The organism is Sinosporangium siamense (assembly GCF_016863435.1).
Lineage (GTDB): Bacteria > Actinomycetota > Actinomycetes > Streptosporangiales > Streptosporangiaceae > Sinosporangium > Sinosporangium siamense.
Map to the genome: position 1 here is coordinate 23,007 of NZ_BOOW01000057.1, position 21,376 is coordinate 44,382.

The window sequence follows — 21,376 nt, forward strand, 5'->3', positions numbered from 1 at the left end:
TAAGGGAGGCGACATGTGAGCTGCACCGGAACCGGTCACTGGGTGGCATTGCCGTAGCGGCGGCGGCTCTTGACCTTCGCTGCCGCGGTGCGGAGCACCCGCGCCCGCCTCCAGGTCGTGGTCGGCAGTGGCACTATGGGGTGGAGGTCTCCAGCCGCGGCCGACTCCAGTCCCGCGCCCGCCTCCAGGTCATGGTCGGCGGCGGCACCCCTGCACCGCGCGGGAACGCTTGGACGGCGCCGCCCGCGATTCGGCGGCGCCGCGTCGTCGTCATCCACTGCCGCCGGCTTCTCGTACGGCACCGCCTGCTCGATCGCCTGCCACACCTAAGCGAGCTGATCGAGGAATGCCCGCGTGTCCGTGAGGAAGCGGTCGTGGGCCTCCAGTTGTGCCCAGTGTCCGCAGTCGGGGACGGTGACGAGCCGGGCATGGGGAAGACGGTCGGCGGCGTGGCGTGAGCCGGCGGGATCGACGATGGGGTCGTTCTCGCCGTGGAAGATCAACGTGGGTGCGCTGATCTCGTGCACGCGGCCCGTGAGATCGTTTCGCATGCCGTGCCGTCCGAGGGTGGCCTGGTTGTAGCGGGCGTAGCCGAGCCCGGCGCCGGGTTTGCGGGCCTCGCGGACGAACTCGGCGACGACCTCGGGCGGGAGTGTTGCCGGGTCCTTGACGAGGGCCCGTACGGCGGTGCCGGAGAAGCGGTTGGCGAAGCGGGTGGCGGGGCGGAGCAGCCAGTCGGGGGCCTGCGCCGCCGCCCAGGCGCCGAAGTGCGCGATGCGGTTTCGGAAGATCGGTACGAGGCCGCCCGGAGCGACGAGTATGAGGCCCGCGACGCGATGAGGGTGCTCCAGGGCCAGATTGAGCGCGACGTCACCGCCCATGGACACGCCCGCCACCACCGCCCGCGTGACCCCGAGCGCGGTCATGGCCTCGGCGACGACGCGGGCGAGTTCGCGCGGGCCGCCGGCGGGCGGGGCGTCGATGCTCCCCCCGAATCCGGGCAGGTCCGGCGCCCACACCTCACGCTCGGCCGACAGCGGCTCGATGAGCCGATACCAGGAGATCGCCGCGTTGTCCGTCCCGCCGCCGTGGATGAGCACAAGCGGGCTGGGATGCGGAGTAGGTGGTGGCACGTCCGGGCGGGCGTGAAGTACGCGTAGCCGTCCGGCGCCGGTGGAGATGTGGTGTTCCCTCGCACCGGGCGGGATGAGGTGGGTCATCGTTGCTCCCGTTCGGCGATCAGCGCCTCGGCGAAGGCGACGAAGGCGCGTTTGCCGGCGTTCGTATCGGTGGTGCCGGTGTCGGCGGCGCGTGCCAGCAGCGTGCCCATGCCGAGGATGAGCTCGTCGACGCCGATGGCCAGCGCCTGTGTGGCGAGGGCCTGGTTCCACAGGGTGAGGTTCGCGGCGAGGACGTCCGCGTCCAGGTCCGCCGCCACGACGCCCTCGGCCTGGAGGGCGCGGATGAACTCGGCCCCGAGGAGTTCGCGTGCCCGGACACTCTCGCTGTCCTGCGGCAGGTCCCGTAGCGGCGTGGAGGGTTCCTGGTACAGGCGTAGCAGCGCCGGGCGTGAGTGCAGCGCGGTCACCGCGTGGACGTACAGCCGGGAGAACGAGCCGCCGTGGCGGTCGGCCTCCACCAGTTCGATCGAGCGGCGGATCGCCAGGACGATCTCGCGGTCGACGACGGCGCGGAGCAACGCGTTCTTGTCGGCGAACCGCAGGTAGAGCACGCCTTTCGCGACTGCGGCGCGGGCGGCGATCGCGTCCATCCGCACGCTGCCGAAGCCCTGTTCGGCGATGAGCCGGGCGGCGGCGTCGAGGATGACGTTCGTCTCGACACTGGGGCGGACCATGATCAACCCTTCTAAATGACTGGAATTCCTATTTTAGTCATTTAGAGCTCTGTGCTGCTCGCCGGCCCCGGCGAAAGGTTCGTGGTCAGCTTCGAACGGCCCCCCTGACCTGCACTGACGCAATCGCGTGTGCCTGACTGCAGCACTGCTAGCCGTCTGTCGATCGCGTCTCGGATTCGCGCTGCGCGATCGACCCGGTCGGCCTCCGCGCGACCAAGGGTGTGGCGAGCTTCCTGCCTGTGGGGCGGGTTCGCCTTCTCAGCGCCAAGGTGGAGGTTGTCCCCCTCTTCGCCCTTCCGCGATTCGGTGAACCTTGGCGTGGTTCTGCGGATCGAAGAAGACATGAGGTTCTTTGTCGTGCAGATGTTCCGTTTCACGTGGGCAGAGCTGAAATCGTGCGCGTTCGCGGTTGCCCTGTTTGTGGGGCTTGCCGTTTCGTCGATCCTGCCGTTGCCGATCCCGCGCTATGACGCGCTGCTGGTGTTCGCGGTGGCGGTGACGGTGGTCTTTCGTGTCCTGCGGTGGGAGAGCAGCCAGGAGACAGTTGTCATCGCCGGGTTTCATCTGGTCGGTCTGGCCTTTGAGATGATCAAGGTGCGGCTCGGGTCCTGGAGCTATCCCGAAGACGCCTACACCAAGTTCGGCGGGGTGCCGCTGTACAGCGGATTCCTCTACGCAGCGGTGGGCAGCTACGTATGCGCGGCCTGGCGGATCTTCTCGCTGCGCCTGGTGGCCTACCGGACGGTGCCGGTGACCTGCCTGGCGGTGGCGATCTACGCCAACTTCGTCAGCCAGCACTGGTGGATCGACCTGCGGCTCCCGTTGGCCGTCGCGCTGGTCCTGGCCACGTGGGGGACGGTGGTGCACTTCACCGTGGGCGAGCATCGCTACCAGATGCCATTGGCACTGTCGCTCACACTCATCGGGTTCTTCCTGTGGGTGGCGGAGAACATCGCCACCTACCTCGGCGCCTGGGAGTATCCCCACCAGAGGGAGACCTGGCAGCTGGTCCATGCCAGCAAGGTCGGGTCCTGGGCGCTGCTGGTCAGCGTCACGTTTGTGATCGTCGCTTCCTGGCAGGCGCGCCGGGGACGGCTCCACCTGACCGGTGCCCGGTCGCGTCCCCGCGGGTGGGCACTGCCTGTGCGCCGCGTCCCCGCCGATGGATGAGCGTTTGGTGCGGTCTTCTCGGGCCTGCGCGCTTCCCGCGATCCGCGTCCGCTTTCTTTCGCTCCCGCTTATGCCTGTCCGCCTATAAACCCTGTCATGGACAAATGCCCTCCCCCGTGTGTGCTGGTCGTCGATGACGAGCCGAGCATTCGTGAGCTGCTGTCGGAGGCCTTGACCCTGAACGGCTTCGGCGTGCGGACCGCCTCCTGCGGGCGTGCGGCGCTGGAGGAGATCGAGCGGGCGCAGCCTGACATCGTCGTCCTTGACGTGATGTTGCCTGACATCGATGGCTTCTCGGTGGCACGGAGGCTGCGTGAGGTGCCAGGCAACCCGCCAGTGCTCTTCCTGACCGCGAAGGGCACGGTGGGGGATCGTATCGCCGGCCTTACCGCGGGGGGCGACGACTACGTCACCAAGCCCTTCAGCCTGGAGGAGGTGGTGTTGCGGCTGCGGGCGATCCTGCGGCGCATGAGGCCGCCGGAGGAGCAGGTCGACGACGGGGTGGTGCGTTATGCGGACCTGGAGCTGGATGAGCAGGCTCATGCCGTACGGCGGGCGGGGAGGCCGATTCATCTGTCCCCGACGGAGTTCGCGCTGCTGCGCTATCTGATGATCAACTCTGGGTGTGTGGTCAGCAAGGCGCAGATCCTGGAGCGTGTGTGGGACCACGGATTCGACTGCGACAGCCGGATCGTCGAGTCCTACATCAGCTATCTCCGGCGCAAGATCGACACCCATGGTCCGCCGCTGATTCACACCTTGCGTGGCGTCGGCTATCGCCTGTCCCTGCCGTCGTGATGCGGGCCGGTCGTCCTTGGCCGTTGCGGCTGCGGTTGCTCGCGGCACTGCTGGGCCTGTGCGCGCTGGGGTTGACGGTCTTTGCCGTGTCCGGCGTGGTGGTGCTGGAGCGGTCGTTGCTTAAGCGGGTGGATGTCCAGCTTCGCGAATTCGCCGCGACGGTCGGCCGGCGTCCGCCGCCCACGGCGCAGCTCAGGCCCCCGGCGAATCTGGAGTTGCCGAGTCAGTTCCAGGTCGCCTTTTACTCCGCCTCCGGCGACCTGGTGCGTCAGCTGGCCTCGGCGCCCTTCGACGGGCCCGCCATCGGCGCCGAGACCGTCTCCACTGCGCCGCGTCGGCCGTTCACCACGGCAGGCCGGGTAGGTGAGCAGGATTGGCGGGTTTTGGTGGAGGATCTCCCGAACGGTGATCGGGTGGCCGTGTCGATGTCGCTGGGGGCCAATCAGGCGACTGTGCGGCAGTTGCTGGTCATTCAGGTGGTCACCGGCGTCGTGGTGTTGACGCTGCTCGGCGCGCTGGCCTGGGTGGTGGTGCGAATCGGGCTCCGCCCGCTCACCAGGATGGAGAGTACGGCGGAGGCCATCGCGGCCGGGGACATCGACCGCCGGGTGGCGGACGCCGATCCGCGCACCGAGATCGGGCACCTCGGGCGGGCGCTGAACACGATGCTGGAGCGCCTGGCCACTGCTCTGCGCGCCCGGGAGCAATCCGAAGGGCGGCTGCGGCATTTCGTCGCCGACGCCTCCCACGAGCTGCGCACCCCGCTGACGTCGATCCGGGGCTTCGCCGAGTTGTACCACCACGGGCAGGAGGCCCGCGATCCGATGGCCGAGCGGCTGCTCGGCCGGATCGAGAACGAGGCCGGGCGCATGGGTGTACTCGTTGAGGACATGCTGCTGCTGGCGCAACTTGACCGGGAGCCGATGCTGGAGCACAGCACAGTCGACCTGCGGGTGCTGGCGGGTGACGTGGTGCACGCCGCGCGTGCCCGCGACCCCGGACGGACGATCAAGCTTGAGGTTCCGGCCGACTCGGTGTTCGTGCTCGGTGACGAGCACCGCCTGCACCAGGTGATCGCCAACCTGGTCGGCAACGCCATCACGCACACCGCCGGCGGCACGCCCATACATGTCAAGGTCGCACATGAGCCGTTAGGGGCGGGCGGGACGGCTGTCGTGCAGGTGCACGACGAGGGTGTGGGCATCGACCCCGGGCATCTGCCGTACGTCTTCGACCGTTTTTACCGGGCGGATCCCAGCCGTTCGCGTGCTCACGGCGGCACGGGCCTGGGGCTGGCCATCGCCGCCGCTCTGGTGGAGGCGCATGGGGGCCGGATCGAGGTGGCGAGCGTCGCCGGCCGGGGGACGACGTTCCGGGTCCTGCTGCCCTCGCACCGGCCGTCGGACGGCTGAGCCCGCTTGTCGTTCACCTTTGGTTCACACATTGTTCCCAGCTTTGTGCTGTCGGATGTGCGCAACATTAAAGGAGGGGCATGCTGCAACGATTTCGCAGGAAGTCCATCTTCGGACGTCAGAGCGCCGAGACGACCGCTACCGCGACCACGGCGACACCGGCGGTGGACGGCGACGCGGGTCACCGGTTGCGCGCACCGAGCAAGCTGCACGCCTTCAACCGCTACGAGATCAAATATCTGATCGACGCCGAGCGGGTGGACGAGTTGCGCGAGGAGGTGGAACAGCGCCTCGAACGCGACCGGTATTGCCCGGAAGAGGGCTACAAAATCTGGAGCGTCTACTACGACACCCGGCAACTCCGCTTCTACTGGGAAAAGATCGAAGGGCTAAAGTTCCGCCGCAAACTGCGCATCCGCCACTACGGTGACCGGTTCGCCGCCACCGATGAGACGCCGGTCTTCGTCGAGATCAAGCAGCGGGTCAACCGGGTCACCCAGAAGCGCCGGGTGCGCCTGCCCTACGCCGACGCGCTGCGCCTGTGCGACGGGCGGCAGATGGTCGAGCACGAGCCGGGCGGGCGGGCCTTCCTGGAGGAGGTCCTCGACCTTGTGTCCCGGTTGGAGCTGCACGCCACCGCGATGACCGGTTACACCCGCCACGCCTATGTGGGGCGTGATGCCGATGTCGGGCTGCGCGTCACCTTTGACCGGCGCGTCCGCGGGCGCGACCGCGACTTTCACTTCAGCGCCGACGCCGAGAACAGGCTCATCGTCCCGGTACACAAAGCGATCATGGAGGTGAAGGCCAACGAGCGGGTGCCCTACTGGTTCACGGATCTGGCCGCCGCCAGGGATCTGCGGGTGGTACGGGTGTCCAAGTACTGCCAGAGCGTGGAGGCCTATGGGCTGGCACCACGTTCGATCTTCCATCTTCCCGATCTGCCCGACCTTTCCGACGACCACTCCCTCGGCGCCGTCCGGCCGCCCGTGCGTATGGAGGCCTGACCCATATGGACTTCTCCTTCCAGGACCTGTCGGGCACGTTCAGCGTGGCCGACATCGCCATCGCCATGGCGTTGTCCTTCGTGCTGAGCGCGATGATCGGCTGGGTCTACCGGGCGACGCACCGCAACGTCTCCTACAGCCAGTCCTACGTGCAGACGCTGGTCATCCTCGGAATGCTCATCTCGCTGATCATGCTTGTGGTCGGCTCGAACATCGCCCGCGCGTTCGCCCTGGTCGGCGCGTTGTCGGTGGTCCGCTTCCGCAACGCCATCAAGGAGACCCGCGACGTCGGGTTCGTCTTCCTGGTGATGGGCGTCGGCATGGCCGTCGGCACGCGGTTCTATCTGCTGGCCGTGGTCGCTGCCGTGACCATTTCGCTGATCATCATGATCATGCACCGGTTCAACTGGTTCCAGCTCAATGTGCGCCGCCAGGTGGTCAAGGTGCAGGTGCCTTCGGATGAGGACTTCACCCAAGCCATCCAGGACGTGCTGGTACGGCACACCGACGAGTTCGAGCTGGTCAGCATGGAGTCCATCCGGGCCGGCGCGCTCATGGAGCTGATGTACACCGTGAAGATCAAGAAGGGGCACGAACCGGCGGACGTGATCGCCGCGCTGCGCGAGCGCAATCACGGCCAGTCGGTCACGGTGCTCACCGGATACGACCAGACCGACCTCTGACCGGCCATGGCGCGACTAAAGCACCGTATCCCGGTCTCACTCCGGCAGAACTGGAAGCTGGTCGCCGCGTGTGGGGCGTTCCTCGCAGTCTGCGTGCTGGTCTTCGGCAGCGGCACAATACGTCCGTATGTCACCAGCGTCCGCAGTGCCTCCGGCAACACGGTCGTCACCGACCTGACCGGCGGCAAGGATCTGTTCACCGCCTCGACCCCCCACGAGGTGAAGCTCACGTTCACCGACGAGGCGTACGAGGACATGCTGACCGAGTACTTCAAGTCGGGGGAGAAGAACTACGTCGAAGCCGACCTCGTCATCGACGGCACCACGATCCCGAGCGTGGGCGTCCGGCTGAAAGGCAATTCCACGCTGATGGGGCTGACCTGGAAAGGCCAGTCTCGTGCGCGGGAGCGGGGCGGGCCGGGTGGTGGTCCAGGGGGCGGCCGGCCGCCTGAGGGCTTCGAACCACCTGAAGGTATGCCGAACCCCCCCGAGGGCATGGCCCCTCCGGACGGCATGCAGCCGCCGCAGAATCTTGCGGGCGCCGGGGGTGGGCAAGGCCGTGATCCCGGCGCGGGTTTCGGGGGGCTTAGCCGTACGCCGCTCAAAGCCGAGGAACCGGAGAACCTGCCCTGGCTGATCAGCTTCGACGAATTCGTGGAGGGCCGCCGCTACCAGGGACACAGCCAGATCGCCGTACGGCCGTCCTCGATGGGGTCGGCGACGCTGCTCAAGGAGTCGCTGGCGATTTCCATGGTCGGCGCGTCCGGTGAGCCGTCCCAGGGTTACGCCTACAGTTCCTTCTCGGTCAACGGCCGCTCTTCGGCGCCGCGACTGCTGGTGGAGTATCTCGACGAGGGGTACGCCGAAAGGCTCGGTGCCGGTGTGCTCTACAAGTCCTTGGCCTCCTCCACCTTCTCCTACAAAGGCGAGGACCAGACCGCGTACACCGCCGATTTCAAGCAGGTCAACCGTAAGGGCGAGCAGGATCTTCAGCCGGTGATCGACCTGATCAAGTGGGTGGAACAGTCCTCGGACGAGGAATTCGCCGCCGGTCTGGCGTCCAGAGTGGACGTGGAGTCCTTCGCCCGCTATCTCGCGTTGCAGAACATGCTGCTGAACTTCGATGACATGGCGGGGCCGGGGCGCAACTACTACCTGTGGTACGACCTTGGCACCAAGAGATTCAAAGTGATCAACTGGGATCTCAACCTCGCCTTCGGCGGCAATGCGAGCGCGGGGCCGGACGATTCCATCGGCATGGGGGGCTTTAGAGGCGGAGCCGAAGGCGACCGCCGGCCTCGGGCTGAGGCTCAAGGTGAGAACCAGGGCCAGGGGCAGAACCCCAGTCCGAGTCCGAGCGCGAGTCAGACCCCCGGCCAGGGTCAGGCTCGTCAGCCCGGTCAGGGGGGCGGCGGTGGTGGCATGCGAATGGGGCACGTCCTGAAGGAGCGCTTCCTGAAGACCCCCGCCTTCAAAGAGATCTACCGGCAGCAATACCAGAAGTTGTATCAAGACCTTCTGGTCACCGGTAAGGCAGGCACCCTTCTGGATCAGGCGACCGCGTCCTATCGGTCTATCCAGGGCGCCGACGCCGAGGAAGCGCAGAAGGAGCTCACTTCTCTGCGCACCACGCTCACGACCCGCACCGAGGTCCTGGGCAAGGCATTCGCCGAGAATGGCGCGGGCTGACCTCAGGCCGAAGGCAAAAGGCCATCTCTCGAACTCACCGTGGTCGGGAGGTGGCCTTTCGATGTCGCGCGGTGGCAAAAGAGGGCACCGCCAACCATCCCGTTCATGAGCCGTCCCGGACTGCTTTACGGCTTGCGCCCGACGGCGGCGTACATGTTGGTGGCGGTGTCCGGAAGGGGCTCGTCGCCGGGCGCGGGGCGCCAGTTGGGCATCGGGACGACACCTGGGGGAAGGAGTTCCAGGCCGGTGAACAGGCGCTCCACCTCGGCGCGGTCGCGGAGGTACATCGGGATGCCGCGGCGGGTGTACTCCGCGGCCAGCCGCCCAGACTCGGGGGCGAGGTCGCCGGTGGGGATGGTGATGGCGAGGTAGCTACCCGAGGCGAGGGGGGAGAGCAGCGCCTCCACCAGGCCCTGGGCGTCTTCCACGAACTGGAGCATCGCGATCACCGTGAGTGCGACCGGCTGGGAGAGGTTGAGCACCTCCTCGAGTGAGGGGTCGGCGAGGAGGGCCTCAGGGGAGTTCATATCAGCCTGGATGTAGACGATGCGCCCCTCGGGCTTGCCGACCAGCAAAGCGCGGGCGTGTGTCAGGACGATGGGGTCGTTGTCGACGTAGACGATCCGCGCGTCGGGCGCCGTCTCCTGGGCCACCTCGTGCAGGTTGGGCGAGGCGGGGATGCCGGTGCCGACATCGATGAACTGGCGCACCCCGAGACCGGTGAGAAAGCGGACCATCCTGTGCATGCAGGCCCGGTTGGCGAGCATCGAGGTGCGTAGTCCGGGCCAGTCGGTCAGCACTTGGGCTGCGGTTTCCCGGTCGGCGGCGAAGTGGTCTTTGCCGCCCATGATGTAGTTGTAGACCCTGGCCGAATGCGGCCGGTTGGTCTGCAGGTCGACTGGCGCTAGCCCATCTCTGATGGCATCTGACATATCCGGATTCCGCCTTCCGTTGGTCCCTGTCACGATCTCACCGTCGCCCACTCAAGATCAACCAAAGAGCCTCAACTCTTATTGTCATAAAACGTGACATCTGCTGACTCGGGTGTGCCCAGACGCACCCCGGCCCACTCCCCTCCGAAGCCGACACGTCGCGTACGGCGAAAGCCTCGCGCGGTGGCGTGGATGACAACGTGTCGCGTCCCCAGCCCGAACTCGGACGTCTGTGGGCTGTCGGCCTGTTCCGCTCCTGGCCACTATGGGCGCAGCGGCGCCGGACGGCGGGCGCGAGGAGGTGGCGGTGTGAAGCGAATCGATTTACCACGATATGCAGGCGGCCTCGCAGCCGTGGCGCTGGTCATGCAGTTGAGCGCGTGTGGCGGCGGCCCCGAAGGCGCCAAGGACCCGGGCGGCCGGTGACCTTCACCCTCGGCTGGTTGCCCTCGTCCGGGCTGGAGAACCTGCGCGAACCGCAGGAGGGCCTGGCCGCCGTGGCCGATCTCACCACTCACCTGATCATGCCCGTGGCGGTTCTGGCCCTGGTGTCGGTGGCAGGGCTCATGCGCTACGTGCGGTCGTCGATGCTTGAAGTGCTCCAGCAGGATTACATCCGTACCGCCCGAGGCAACGGCCTGCCAGAACGGACCGTCCTGATCGGCCACGCGCTGAGGAACGCCGCGATCCCCGGTCGTAACCATGGCGGTGCTGACGATCCCGGCGCTGTTCCTGGGCTCCGTCATCACCGAGTCGATCTTCGGTCTGCCTGGAATGGGACACCTGTTCGTCGAGTCGGCCAATCTGCGCGAGGACTGACGGCCGCGGGCCGGTTTGGTGACTCGTGTCCGGAGAGGACAGATCCGGTTCGGTCAGGGGCCGGTCTGATGGCCATGCCTCTCCGGCCCCCGACGTGAGGGTCACCTGACACGGTCGTGTTGCCGGGAAGGGGGCGGGGTCGCGGTTCGCGGCTCCGCCCTTTGGCGTTCCGGGCCGATGGGCGTCGGCTCGGCTTGACCACTCCTTGGTTAGGGGCGCATGCTCTGGTTATATGCTATAACTTCGGTAAGTCCATATCAGTGGCCCCGGCTTGAGAAGGCGAGCGACGCGATGGTGGAATCCCTCTTCCTCACCGATCTGGTGCTGGCGTTTCTTCTGGCGGTGACGGGTGTGCTGCTCGGCCGTCGCGCCGGCCGGCACCAAATGACGCCCGGTGCTTCGGCCGTGCTGAGGCGGTTCTTGTACGCCACGACCGCCGTCGTCGCGGCCCGTGTGGTCGTCGCCGTCATGCTGCTGGTGGCCGGCGGCTGGGAGCCGGCCGCTCACCGGTTCCTGCTCGGTCTGCCCGTGGTGGCGCTCCCGCTGGCCTGGACGTGGCTACGGCCCCACCCGATCGCCGGGCATGTGACCGCTATGGGGGCGCTGACCTCCTTCTATGTGCTCTACGTTCCGCCGGGGCCGCAGGACATGGCGATCGCCGTGCTGGCCGCGATCACGGTGCTCGGCATGACGGGGGCGGCGTCGCTGCTGCTCGGCATCTGGCGCTCGGGTAACGGACGGCTTCGCCGTATGCCCTGGTTGTCGGGGGTGGCGGTGCTCGCGGTGGCAGCCTCGGTGGGGGCCCTGTTCATGGCCGCTCAGCCTGGCCCCGATGTGCACGCGTCGGTGCGGGATTGGGGTGGTGGGGCCGAGCCGGCTCCCGCGGTGGCGGCGCCGCAGGCGGCAGGTGGGCACCACGGTGGTGCGGCTCCTGTGGCGCGGCCGGTCGCGGCCGACCCGGCGGCGGCCAGGACTCGTAGCGTCGACGAGCTGACCGGGCCGCGCGACCGCGAGCCGGACGTGCGGTTCACGCTCACCGCGGCCAAGGGTGTGGTGCGCCTGGCGTCGGGGAAGCAGGTCGAGGCTCTCACGTTCAACGGCACGTCGCCAGGGCCGGAGCTTCGGGTACGGCACGGCGAATTGGTCGAGGTCACACTGATCAACCGGGATGTGGCCGAAGGGGTCACCCTGCACTGGCACGGCATCGACGTGGCCAACGCCGAGGACGGTGTGCCCGGTGTGACGCAGAATGCCGGGCGACCGGGGAAAAAGCACGTCTACCGCTTCGTTCCCGACCGTGCGGGCACGTATTGGTATCACACTCACCGCGACGCCAACCGTTCCATCGAGCGTGGCCTGTTCGGCGCCCTGATCGTCGAGGGTGACGACACCGAAGCGGGATTTATCAGGAATGTCTTCACCCACCAATGGCCGGGGGAGATCGCTGCCTTCGGCACCGCCGACGTGCCGGAGGGGGTGGCGGTCGCACCGGACACGCCGGTCACGCTCCGGCTGATCAACAGCTCCAAGGAGCCGCATCGCCTGATGCTGGGCGGCACGCCGTACAAGGTCACTGCGCTGGACGGAAACCCGATCAACCGGCCGGGTGACCTCAAACCGGGCACCGATCTGCTCTTGGCCGCCGGCGGGCGGTATGACGTGTCCTTCACCATGCCGGCCGGCCCGGTGACCCTGAGGCTCGACACGGCGGAGGCCCCCAACCCGGTGGCCCTGACACTCAGCTCGGACGGCAAGGCCGCGCCCGCCGAGCTGACGCCGGGGGAGCTGTTCGACCGGATCGGGTACGGCAAGCCGGATGTGCCGGTGGATTCAGCTCCTTACCAGCGAGACTTCCAGCTTGTCCTGGACAACGGCCTCGGGTTCTCGGGTGGTGCGTTCACCTGGAGCAACACGATAAACGGTCGACTCTGGCCCGCCGTGCCGACGCTCATGGTCAGGGAGGGGGACAAGGTGCGCATGGTTATCACGTCTCGCGGCATCGGCGACCACCCGATGCACCTGCACGGGCACAGGGTGCGGGTGTTGTCGCGCAACGGGACGCCTGTCACGGGCAGCGCGTGGTGGGCCGACACGATCAACGTCGCGCCCGGTGAGAGCTACGAGATCACCTTCACGGCCAACAATCCGGGCATCTGGATGGACCACTGCCACGACTTCGATCACGCCGAGGCCGGCATGGTCATGCACCTCGCCTATGAAGGCGTGACCTCTCCCTATCACGGCGACGGTCACTGATGGCAGGCCGCAGGCATATAGCCGCGGTTAGGACCCCATACTCTGGTGTGATGGTGTCATCACCGCGACAGCGCTACCGCGATCAGGTTCGAGCCGAGATCAAGCAGGCCGCCCTGGCCCAGATCGGCGAAGGCGGCGTCGGGGCACTCAGCCTGAACGCGGTGGCCAAGCAGTTCGGGATGACCGGTCCGGCGCTGTACAAATACTTCCGCAGCCGGGACGACCTGCTGACCGAGTTGATCATCGAAGGCTTCGACGACGTGGCCAGAGCCGTATACGCCGCTGTGCGTGAGGGTGTCCCGGCCCGTGAGCGGCTGCACGCTCTCGCGGAGGCGTTTCATCGGTGGGCGCTGGCCAAGCCGCATTTGTTCCAGCTGCTGTTCGGCACGCCGGTGGCGGGATATCAGGCTCCGCAGGAGACCAGCGAGCAGGCGCGGGGGGTGATGGGGCCGTTCCTGCCGATTTTCGCGCAGGGAACGGCGCCTGCGTCGTTGCGTGCCGAGGTAGTGCAGTGGATGGAGGACATGCCGTTGGTCGCCACATGGGTGCACGTTTTCGCACCGGACGGAGACCCGGCCAGTGCACTGGCCGGAGGTGTCATGGTGTGGGCGCGCCTCCATGGGATCATCAGCCTGGAGGTCGAGGGACAGTTCGCAGGCATGGGGCACCGGGCGGAGACATTGAGGGTGATCGAGATGGACTCACTCGCCGACCTGTGGGGGATCTAGCCTTCCCGAGTCATTCGGCTGAGATGAGCAGCAATGACTTGCCCAGTGTCTTGCGTTCCGTGAGGGAGACGTGGGCGTCCCGGGCCTGGCCCAAGGGGAAGGTCGCGCCGATGATGGGACGCAGGCGGCCCTGGGCCGTGAGGGAGAGCGCCTGCTTGAGGAGTGCCTGGCGCTCGGCCGGGCTGGGAGGGGCGGCCTCCAGGGCGTTGTGCACCCAGGCGTCACGTTGCTTGGCGTGCTGCGAGGGGATTTCAGCGAACCTGCGGTTGGACGAGCCATAGGTAATGAAGCGACCGCCATGGGCCACCGTTTCGAAGGCCGTCTCACCCAACGAGCCGCCCACGCCGTCGAACACCAGGTCCACCCCCCGGCCGCCGGTCGCCTCGCGCACCTTGTGTTGCCAGCCCTCTCGTGAATAGTCGACGGCGACCTCGGCGCCCAGATCACGGGCGAGTGCGAGTTTGCGTTCTCCGCCGGCGGCGGCCACGACGCGGGCGCCGGCGTCGAGGGCGAGCTGCACGAGCAGGGAGCCGGCACCGCCGGTGGCAGCCGTCACCAGGACCCATTCGTCCTTCTGAATCCGCCCCTTGCCGGCCAAGATCAGTGCGGTCACACCGTCGTGGAGTACGGCTGCCGCCTCGGAGAAGCCCACCTCGCCGGGGATCTCGACCACGTCGCTCTCGGCGGTCACGACCTGCTCGGCGTAGCCGGTGGGCGCGTCGGCCGCGACCCGGCGGCCGATCCAGGCGGGGGCCACACCTTCACCGACGGCCGACACCCGCCCGGCACCGCCGGTGCCCGGCACATATGGGGGTGTGAGGGGGAAGAACTCACCTCCCCATCCGCTGCGCAGCAGCGTGTCGAGGAAGAGGACATCGGCGACGGCCAGGTCCAGAACCATCTCCCCGGGGCCCGCCACGGGGGCGGGGATGTCGACGGGAATCAGCACATCGGGACCACCGAACTCGCTCACCTGAATCGCACGCATAGCCGCCACACTTTCTTGTCGATCGTCGCCGGACCTCCAGCGTTCAACCTCTAGCGCGGTTGAGGTCAAGTGCTTTGGCCGTGGCCGGAGCGAGGCCAGCCGCCGTCTCGGGTAAGCGGGAGGAATGCCGGAGACCGCCACCCGGGGCGGTGGGGGGCGGTCTGCCGGGCTTTGCCGTACGGGAGGGTCAGGAACCGATCTTTCCGCCGCGGCTGTGCCAGGCGACGGCGACCGACGGGCGGGGCTGGTCGCCGTCGGGCCAGCGGCTGGCGGGCTTGTCGGGGGTGGCGCCGTCGATCTCGCCGGGGTGCTGCACGGCGACGAAGACGCTGCGCTGGTCGTTGGTGATCAGCGGGCCGCAGGTCTCGGCGCCGAGGGGGACGGTGAGGAACTGGCGGACATAGCCGCGTTCCCTGCCGCGAACGGGCATGACGAACAGGCCGTCGTTGGTGCCGAGGGCGTTGCCGTCGGTGGAGATCCACAGGTTGCCGTCGCGGTCGAAGGCGAGGTTGTCGGGGCAGGAGATCGGCGAGACCTTGGTCTTGTCGTAACCCGCGAAGTAGGTCGTGGGGTCGTTGGGGTCGCCGCAGACGAGCGGGAGGGACCAGGCGAAACGGGTGCCGCGGTCTTCGACGATCTCCAGGATGTGGCCGTGCTTGTTCGACGGGCGCGGGTTGGCCTCGTCCACCTGTGCGGCGGTCCGGTTGGAGTTGTTGGTGAGGGCCACGTAGACGGCGCCGGTGACGGGGTTGGGCTCGACGTCCTCGGGGCGGTCCATCTTGGTGGCGCCGACCTTGTCGGCGGCGGTGCGGGTGAAGATGAGAACTTCGGCGGCGCTCATGCCCGGCACGTGCGACTTCTCACCGCTGACCAGCGGAATCCACTCGCCGCTGCCGTCGAACGCGCCGTCCTTGGGCAGTTTGCCGGATCCGTCGATCTCCTCCTTGGGGCTGTCGCCGGTGAACTTGGCGACGTAAAGGGTGCCTTCGTCGAGGAGAGTGCGGTTGTGCCGGTCGTGGCCCTGGATGTAGCGGTTCTTGGAGACGAACCGGTAGATGTACTCGAAGCGCGAGTCGTCACCCATGTAGACCACCAGGTGGCCGTCGTTGGAGATCGACGTGGTGGCGGCCTCGTGCTTGAAGCGGCCGAGCGCGGTGCGCTTGATCGGCGTGCTCTCGGGGTCGAACGGGTCGATCTCCACCATCCACCCGAACCGGTTGACCTCGTTGGGGTGCTTGGCGAGGTCGAAACGCTCCTCGACCTTGTCGAAGCGGCGGCTCCCGCTCGGCACGCCGGTCGGGATGCCATACCTCGCGGTGTTCGGGTTGGCCGCGCTGCCGTTGATGAAGTATTGGTCGAAGTTCTCTTCAGCGGTGAGTACGGTGCCCCACGGCGTGGTGCCGCCTCCGCAGTTGTTCAGCATGCCAACCGGTTTGCGGCCTTCGGGGTCGGCCGCCGTCTTGAGCAGATCGTGGCCGGCTGCCGGACCGGTGAAGCGCATGGGCGTCTTGGCGGTGATGCGACGGTTGTAGCGGCGGCGTCCCTTGGTGACGAGTTTCCACTCGCCGCCGCCGCGGACCCGCTCGATCTCGACGACCGAGCCGCCGTGCGCCTCTAGGGCGATCTTGATCTGCTCTTCGGTGGGGTTGGCCGCCGAGTAACCGCGGAACATGAGCACTTCGTCGGTGTATTCGTGGTTCACCCAGAGCAGGCCCTTGTTCCGGCCCCGCTCGAACAGCGTGACGTAGTCGCAGTTATAGCCGAACTGCTTGGCCTGCGCCTCCGCCGTCTGGTTGTCGAAGTCGAACGCGGGCGCGTCGGGCAGCACCGGGTCGCCCCACCGCACCACGACGCTCGTCTGGTAGCCGTCCGGGACCTTGACGATGTCTTCTCTGTTCGGCGGCACCGGGCTGAACCGCAGGTCGCCGCCCCCGTGCCCCGCGGGCTCGGTCGCCTCCGGATCGACGGCGGCTGCGGCAGGCGCGGCCCCTGCCGCGCCGGCGGCGCCGACGACGAGCGCGCCCAGCGCGCCGGCGCGTAGCACTCCGCGCCTGGACAGGGCTTTGGCGGCGATCTCGCCGAAGTAGGCGTTCTCGCTCCGGTTGGCTACGTCGTTCGCACATGCGTTGCCGCATCGGAACCGGCACGTCAGCGCGGAACGGCCGCCCTTGTGCGGGTCGGAGAGCAGGGGCAGCGGCACGGACTTCCTCCAAAGTGGTACAAATCATTCGGTCCGGACGATACGGACGCATCCCAAACCGTGGATGAACGACCTTCACCCCCTCGATGAACGCTGAACACCTGTTGAGCGATCCGGCGGCACATCGGCCTGATAGCCCGCCACTGCCGCCCGGCGAGGCACCGGTCAGGGCGGAGTCACCGAGGACCGGCCGGGGCACGGCCCCGCGCCAAGGCACGAATGCGGTCGACGTCGCCGCGTTCGGCGGCGGGCAGGGGCGCGCCGACGGATTCCCGTCGTGCGCCCGCCTTCTCCAGCAGCCGCAGCGCCTCGTCACTGCGGCCTTCCAGGGCCGCGACCCCGGCGAGCCCCTCCTCCGCCAGGGCGATCGCCCGCGGGTCGCCGAGCTCCCGGGCCGCGGCGAGCCCTTCCAGATGAAGGGCTCCGGCCCGGCCGGCGTCCCCGCGTTGTTCGGCGAGGAAGCCGAGCTCGGCCAGGATCAAGGTCACGCCGTAATACGGTTTGCCCGCCGCGAGGCTCCGGTTCCACTCCAGCGACTCGCCGAAAAGCCGCTCCGCGGTGTCGAAATCACTCGCGCGCCTGGCCGTGAGGCCGAGCCCCACCCGTGCGAACTCCTCGGCGAACCGGTGCGACTGCTCGGCCGCCAGCCGCCTTGCCCGCTCGTGCAGCTCCCTCGACTCGGCGAGATCACCGGTCAGCAACGCGATCCTGCCGAGACTCGACAGCCGGTACGACATATCCGTCCACAGGTGCAGCTCCTCCGCGACACGCAACCCCTCACGGTGCAACCGCGCCGCCCGCCCGTGATCGCCGTTGATCTCCGCCAGGTAGGCGAGCGTGTCCGCGGCCTGAAGCCGACCCCACTGGTCGCCGAGCTCGGTGAAGATCCGCAGGCTCTCCTCCCCGTGACGCTCGACGGCGGCGAGATCGCCGAGGAACACCGCCTGTTTGGCCAGCCCGGCCAGTGCGGCGGCCTCCCCCCAGCGGTCGCCTGCGGCGCGGAACTCCGCGAGCGCCTCGCCGAGCAGCGGCGCGGCCGCCGCCGCGTCACCCAGGTGAAGGTGGGCGTGCGCGACGAACCAGCGCGCCCGGGCATCGGGAAACCCGGCGATCTCGCCCCGCCCGGCACCGGTCAGCATGGCGAACGCCGCCTCCGTCGCCGTTCCGGGGCTCACCGCCGCCAGATAGCGGTGCCCTTCCCCATGACGGCCGCGGATGTACCAATACCAGGCGAGAGCCTCGGCGAGCCGGGCAGACCCGGCGACCGCCCGCAGGTTCAGCGTTTCGTCGTCGAGCCGCCGCAGCCACTCCCGCTGCCGCGGCCCCCTGAGGTACGGCGCCGCCCGCTCGGCCAGAGCGAGGTAATAGTCGTCGCGGAGCGTGAACACCGGATCATCGTCGGCCAGGCTGTCCAGGCAATAGGCCGAGATGCTCTCCAGCAGCCGATATCTCGGCGGATCAGCCACCACCATGGACCGGTTGACCAACTGGTCCAGCAGGTCGACATCGACACCGACGGCTTCGGCGGCTTCCGCCGTACACCCGCCGGGGTGAGTGGCGAGGGCGCACAAAGCGGTTCGCTGAGCGTGGGTGAGCTGCTCCCAGCTCCAGTCGATCACCGCGCGCAGGGTCTGCTGCCGGGTCGGCAGGCCGCGGGCCGTGCCGGTGAGGAGGCGGAACCGGTCGTCGAGCCGCTCGGCCACGCCGCGCACCCCGAGGGCACGCACGCGGGCGGCGGCCAGCTCCAGCGCCAGGGGAAGGCCGTCGAGCCGCGCGCAGATCGTCTCCACCCAGGTGGCGGTCTCCGGCGACAGGGTGAGCCCGCGCCCCGCGCGTTCCACGAACAGCCGCACCGCGTCGGGCAGGGGCAGCGGCGCGACGGGATAGAGGGCCTCACCGACGACGGCCAGCGACTCCTGGCTGGTGGCCAGCACGCGTAACCCCGGCGCGGTGCGCAGCAGCAGGGCGACCAGATCGGCGACCTGTTCGATCAGGTGCTCGCAGTTGTCGAGGATCAGCAGGAGCTCCCGCCCGCGCAGGGAGTTCGCGAGCCGGCGCGCGAGATCCGCGGTGCCGGCCCCCTCGGCAGTGGTGTGCTCGTCGCGCATGCCGAGCACGTCCGCCACGGCCTCGGCCACCGCCCCGCTCCCGGCCGTGCCGGCCAGCTCGACCAGCCACACGCCTTCGGGAGGGCTGAGACCGGCGACCGACGCGAGTGCCAGCCGGGTCTTGCCCACCCCTCCGGGGCCGGTCACGGTGACCAGCCGCGAGTCCCGCAGCAGGGCACGCACCTCCGCGACGTCCCCGTCCCGCCCCACCAGCCCGGTCAGGGACGCCGGGAGCGGCGGAGGCCGGTTCGCCCGCGGACGTACGGCGTGAGCCTCGGCGGGCAAAAGCCCGGGAGCCTGGCGCAGGATCGCCTGCTGCAGCTCGGCCAGCTCGGGCCCGGGAGCCAGGCCAAGCTCCTCGTCGAGCAGCTCACGGAACTCCGTGTAGGTCGTGAGGGCCTCACTCTGCCGCCCCGACCGGTAGAGCGCCCGCATATAGGCGGCACGCAGCCGTTCGCGGAGCGGCTGCTCGGCCACCGCCGCGCCCAGTTCGTCCGCGAGGAGGCTGTGCTCACCGAGCGCCAGCCGCACCTCCGCCCACTCCTCCAGGGCGGTCAGCCGCCGCTCCTCCAAGAGGGCCGCGGCGGCGCGTACGAAGTCCTCGTCGCGGAAATCCGCATAAGCAGGGCCACGCCAGAGAGCGAGCGCGTCGGACAGGAGAGCGGCCTTGGCACGCGGGTCCTCCTCGGCGCGGGCGCTGTCGAGCAGTGCGGCGAACGTGATCGCGTCGACCTGATCGCTGTGCAGCACATAACCCGCGGCTTGGTAGACCACCAGCTTCCTGCCCTCCTCGCCCAGGGCGCGGCGGAGCTGGGAGACCTTGGTCTGGAGGGTGTTGGTGGGGTTGCCCGGCGGATCGTCGCCCCACAGGTCGTAGGCGAGGCGGTCCGCCGGCACCGGACGGCCCTCGTGGACCAGCAGGTCGGCGAGGAGAGCGCGAACCTTCACCTCGGGGACCCGGACGGGTCGCCCGTCGGCGGTCCACACCGAAAGCGGGCCAAGCACTCCAAAGCGCACCAGGTCACGCTACCCCCAGCGAACCCCCAGCCGATCGTGCGTGCCCCTCGGCAGAGTGAAGCCCAGCAAGCGGGAAACACGATGAAGGAGCACATCATGACGAAGACCCGTGAGATCCGGCTGGCGGCCCGCCCGGTGGGGGAGCCTCGGCTGACCGACTTCGACCTGGTCGCCACAGAGGTGCCGGAGCCCGGCGAGGGACAGGTTCTGGTGCGGAACACGTGGATGTCGGTTGATCCGTACATGCGCGGGCGGATGGACGACATCGAGTCCTACATCCCGCCCTTCCGGCTCGGGGTGGCCCTGGAGGGTTCGGCGGTGGGTGAGGTGATCGCCTCACGCGCTCCTGAGGTGCCGGTGGGCGCGACGGTCGTGCACTTCGCGGGGTGGCGCGAGCACGTGGTGCTCGACGCGGCAGCCGTACAGATCGCCGACACGGCCGAAGTCCCCGCCGAGGCATATCTCGGGGCGCTTGGCACCACGGGGTTGACGGCCTACGCGGCCCTGACCGAGGTGGCTCCGGTGCGGCAGGGCGATGTCGTCTTCGTCTCGGCGGCGGCCGGTGCCGTGGGCAGCGTGGCCGGGCAACTCGCCCGGAAGCTGGGCGCCTCACGTGTGATCGGCTCGGCCGGAGGCCCGATGAAGGCGGGCAAACTCGTGGAGGTCTTCGGCTACGACACCGCCCTCGACTACAAGGCCGGGCCCATCGGCGAGCAACTCGCCGCGGCGGCGCCGGACGGCATCGACGTCTACATCGACAACGTCGGCGGTGATCACCTGGAGGCCGCGGTCGGCGCGCTGCGCGTCGGCGGGCGGATCGCCCTGGTGGGCGCCATCAGTGGCTACAACGCCACCGAGCCCGCTCCCGGGCCCCGCAATCTGTACAACCTAGTCACCCGCGAGGGGAGTATGCGTGGGATGTTGATCAACTCCTACTTCCACCTCTTTCCCGCGTGGATCGAGAAGGCAGCCGGATGGCTCGCCGACGGCTCGCTGCGCACCGAGTTCACCGTGGCCGACGGCCTCGACCGGGCCCCGGACGCCTTCCTGGACATGATGCGCGGCGGCAACGTCGGCAAGATGCTTGTGCGGCTCTGAGCCGATGACGACGCCAACGGCTCTTCTCGTGCTGGCCCACCCCCGCTCCGGCTCGCTCGCCGCGCGTGGCGCCGATCGTGTACGGCGGCGCCTTGCGCGGGAGGGCTTCGCCGTCGACCTGCTCGACCTGCACGCCGAGGACTTCGACCCGCGGATGACCACCGCGGACGAGCCCGACTGGAGCGACAGGGACAAGGTCTACTCCGCCGACGCCCAGGCCCATATGCGGCGGGTCGAGGCGGCCGATGTCATCGTGGTCGTCTTCCCCGTCTGGTGGTTCGGGCTGCCGGCGATCCTCAAGGGGTGGGTCGACCGGGTCTGGAACTACGGGTTCGCGTACGGCGGAGGCCGGTCCCGGCTCCGCGGCAAGCGGATGGTGTGGATCGGCCTGGCGGGTTACTCCCGGGAGCACTTCGTGGCGGGTGGCTGGGACGAAACGCTCACACGCACCCTCACGGCGGGCATATCGACCTTTTGCGGGATCGACGAGGTGACGGTCCACCTGGTCTACGGCACCGTGTCCGGCGACGTCGGCGCGGAGCGCGCCGAGGAGATCGTCGCCGGGGTGGAGCGGGGAGTGGCCGGGCTCCTCCCTGTTCCCCGCGGCTAAAGTTGC

The 21,376-nt window shown here is 68.6% G+C and carries 17 protein-coding genes and 1 pseudogene; 11 read left to right on the forward strand and 7 right to left on the reverse strand.

Annotated features, from left to right (window positions below):
• Nucleotides 1–35 precede the first annotated feature (35 nt).
• The 3 genes from Ssi02_RS36730 to Ssi02_RS36740 are packed head-to-tail and all read right to left on the reverse strand — an operon-like array spanning nucleotide 36 to nucleotide 1,855.
• Entirely contained in the window at nucleotides 36–326 is a 291-nt protein-coding gene (locus Ssi02_RS36730; RefSeq protein WP_204032871.1) for a hypothetical protein, read from the reverse strand.
• Nucleotides 327–1,220, reverse strand: a complete 894-nt coding sequence (locus tag Ssi02_RS36735) for an alpha/beta fold hydrolase (protein ID WP_204032873.1) — start codon at nucleotides 1,218–1,220, stop codon at nucleotides 327–329.
• The gene (locus Ssi02_RS36740) at nucleotides 1,217–1,855 is read right to left on the reverse strand and encodes a TetR/AcrR family transcriptional regulator (RefSeq protein WP_204032874.1); all 639 of its coding nucleotides are present in this window, start codon (nucleotides 1,853–1,855) and stop codon (nucleotides 1,217–1,219) included. Before Ssi02_RS36740 ends, Ssi02_RS36735 begins: the two co-directional genes overlap by 4 nt.
• 342 nt (nucleotides 1,856–2,197) lie before the next feature.
• Here Ssi02_RS36740 and Ssi02_RS36745 point away from each other — a divergent pair, with 342 nt between their 5' ends.
• The 6 genes from Ssi02_RS36745 (at nucleotide 2,198) to Ssi02_RS36770 (ending at nucleotide 8,614) form a co-directional block, all read left to right on the forward strand.
• Nucleotides 2,198–3,025 carry a DUF817 domain-containing protein gene (locus Ssi02_RS36745; protein ID WP_204032876.1) on the forward strand — a complete coding sequence of 276 codons (828 nt, stop codon included), beginning with the start codon at nucleotides 2,198–2,200 and terminating at the stop codon, nucleotides 3,023–3,025.
• A 96-nt stretch (nucleotides 3,026–3,121) separates the two neighbouring features.
• A complete protein-coding gene (locus Ssi02_RS36750; protein WP_204032878.1) occupies nucleotides 3,122–3,823 on the forward strand; it encodes a response regulator transcription factor in 702 nt (233 codons plus the stop codon).
• 23 nt (nucleotides 3,824–3,846) lie between these two features.
• Nucleotides 3,847–5,235, forward strand: coding sequence for a sensor histidine kinase (locus Ssi02_RS36755; RefSeq protein ID WP_204032880.1), 1,389 nt, complete (start codon nucleotides 3,847–3,849; stop codon nucleotides 5,233–5,235).
• Between the two features lie 80 nt (nucleotides 5,236–5,315).
• Nucleotides 5,316–6,242 carry a polyphosphate polymerase domain-containing protein gene (locus Ssi02_RS36760; protein ID WP_204032881.1) on the forward strand — a complete coding sequence of 309 codons (927 nt, stop codon included), beginning with the start codon at nucleotides 5,316–5,318 and terminating at the stop codon, nucleotides 6,240–6,242.
• Between the two features lie 5 nt (nucleotides 6,243–6,247).
• Nucleotides 6,248–6,925 carry a DUF4956 domain-containing protein gene (locus tag Ssi02_RS36765; RefSeq protein ID WP_204032882.1) on the forward strand — a complete coding sequence of 226 codons (678 nt, stop codon included), beginning with the start codon at nucleotides 6,248–6,250 and terminating at the stop codon, nucleotides 6,923–6,925.
• A 6-nt stretch (nucleotides 6,926–6,931) separates the two neighbouring features.
• Nucleotides 6,932–8,614, forward strand: a complete 1,683-nt coding sequence (locus Ssi02_RS36770; RefSeq protein ID WP_204032883.1) for a CotH kinase family protein — start codon at nucleotides 6,932–6,934, stop codon at nucleotides 8,612–8,614.
• A 125-nt stretch (nucleotides 8,615–8,739) separates the two neighbouring features.
• Here the strand turns inward: Ssi02_RS36770 and Ssi02_RS36775 are convergent, their stop codons facing one another.
• Entirely contained in the window at nucleotides 8,740–9,546 is an 807-nt protein-coding gene (locus Ssi02_RS36775) for an SAM-dependent methyltransferase (protein ID WP_204032885.1), read from the reverse strand.
• Nucleotides 9,547–10,043: 497 nt separating this feature from the next.
• Here Ssi02_RS36775 and Ssi02_RS40080 point away from each other — a divergent pair.
• The 3 genes and pseudogenes from Ssi02_RS40080 to Ssi02_RS36790 form a co-directional block, all read left to right on the forward strand.
• Nucleotides 10,044–10,226 (forward strand): annotated as a pseudogene (locus Ssi02_RS40080) (ABC transporter permease subunit); the annotation flags it as partial.
• A 430-nt stretch (nucleotides 10,227–10,656) separates the two neighbouring features.
• The gene (locus tag Ssi02_RS36785; RefSeq protein ID WP_204032890.1) at nucleotides 10,657–12,621 is read left to right on the forward strand and encodes a multicopper oxidase family protein; all 1,965 of its coding nucleotides are present in this window, start codon (nucleotides 10,657–10,659) and stop codon (nucleotides 12,619–12,621) included.
• A 53-nt stretch (nucleotides 12,622–12,674) separates the two neighbouring features.
• Nucleotides 12,675–13,349, forward strand: coding sequence for a TetR/AcrR family transcriptional regulator (locus Ssi02_RS36790; RefSeq protein ID WP_204032892.1), 675 nt, complete (start codon nucleotides 12,675–12,677; stop codon nucleotides 13,347–13,349).
• Nucleotides 13,350–13,359: 10 nt separating this feature from the next.
• Here Ssi02_RS36790 and Ssi02_RS36795 read toward each other — a convergent pair whose 3' ends face one another.
• The 3 genes from Ssi02_RS36795 to Ssi02_RS36805 form a co-directional block, all read right to left on the reverse strand.
• A complete protein-coding gene (locus tag Ssi02_RS36795; protein WP_204032895.1) occupies nucleotides 13,360–14,337 on the reverse strand; it encodes a zinc-binding dehydrogenase in 978 nt (325 codons plus the stop codon).
• A gap of 187 nt (nucleotides 14,338–14,524) precedes the next feature.
• The gene (locus Ssi02_RS36800; RefSeq protein ID WP_204032897.1) at nucleotides 14,525–16,537 is read right to left on the reverse strand and encodes a PhoX family protein; all 2,013 of its coding nucleotides are present in this window, start codon (nucleotides 16,535–16,537) and stop codon (nucleotides 14,525–14,527) included.
• A gap of 176 nt (nucleotides 16,538–16,713) precedes the next feature.
• Nucleotides 16,714–19,662, reverse strand: coding sequence for an AfsR/SARP family transcriptional regulator (locus Ssi02_RS36805; RefSeq protein WP_204032898.1), 2,949 nt, complete (start codon nucleotides 19,660–19,662; stop codon nucleotides 16,714–16,716).
• 96 nt (nucleotides 19,663–19,758) lie between these two features.
• Between Ssi02_RS36805 and Ssi02_RS36810 the strand changes: the two genes are divergently transcribed.
• Both Ssi02_RS36810 and Ssi02_RS36815 read left to right on the forward strand, forming a co-directional pair.
• Nucleotides 19,759–20,760, forward strand: coding sequence for an NADP-dependent oxidoreductase (locus Ssi02_RS36810; RefSeq protein ID WP_204032899.1), 1,002 nt, complete (start codon nucleotides 19,759–19,761; stop codon nucleotides 20,758–20,760).
• A gap of 4 nt (nucleotides 20,761–20,764) precedes the next feature.
• Nucleotides 20,765–21,370 (forward strand): NAD(P)H oxidoreductase, encoded by a 606-nt coding sequence (locus Ssi02_RS36815; protein ID WP_204032902.1) that lies wholly within the window; start codon nucleotides 20,765–20,767, stop codon nucleotides 21,368–21,370.
• Nucleotides 21,371–21,376: the final 6 nt, after the last annotated feature.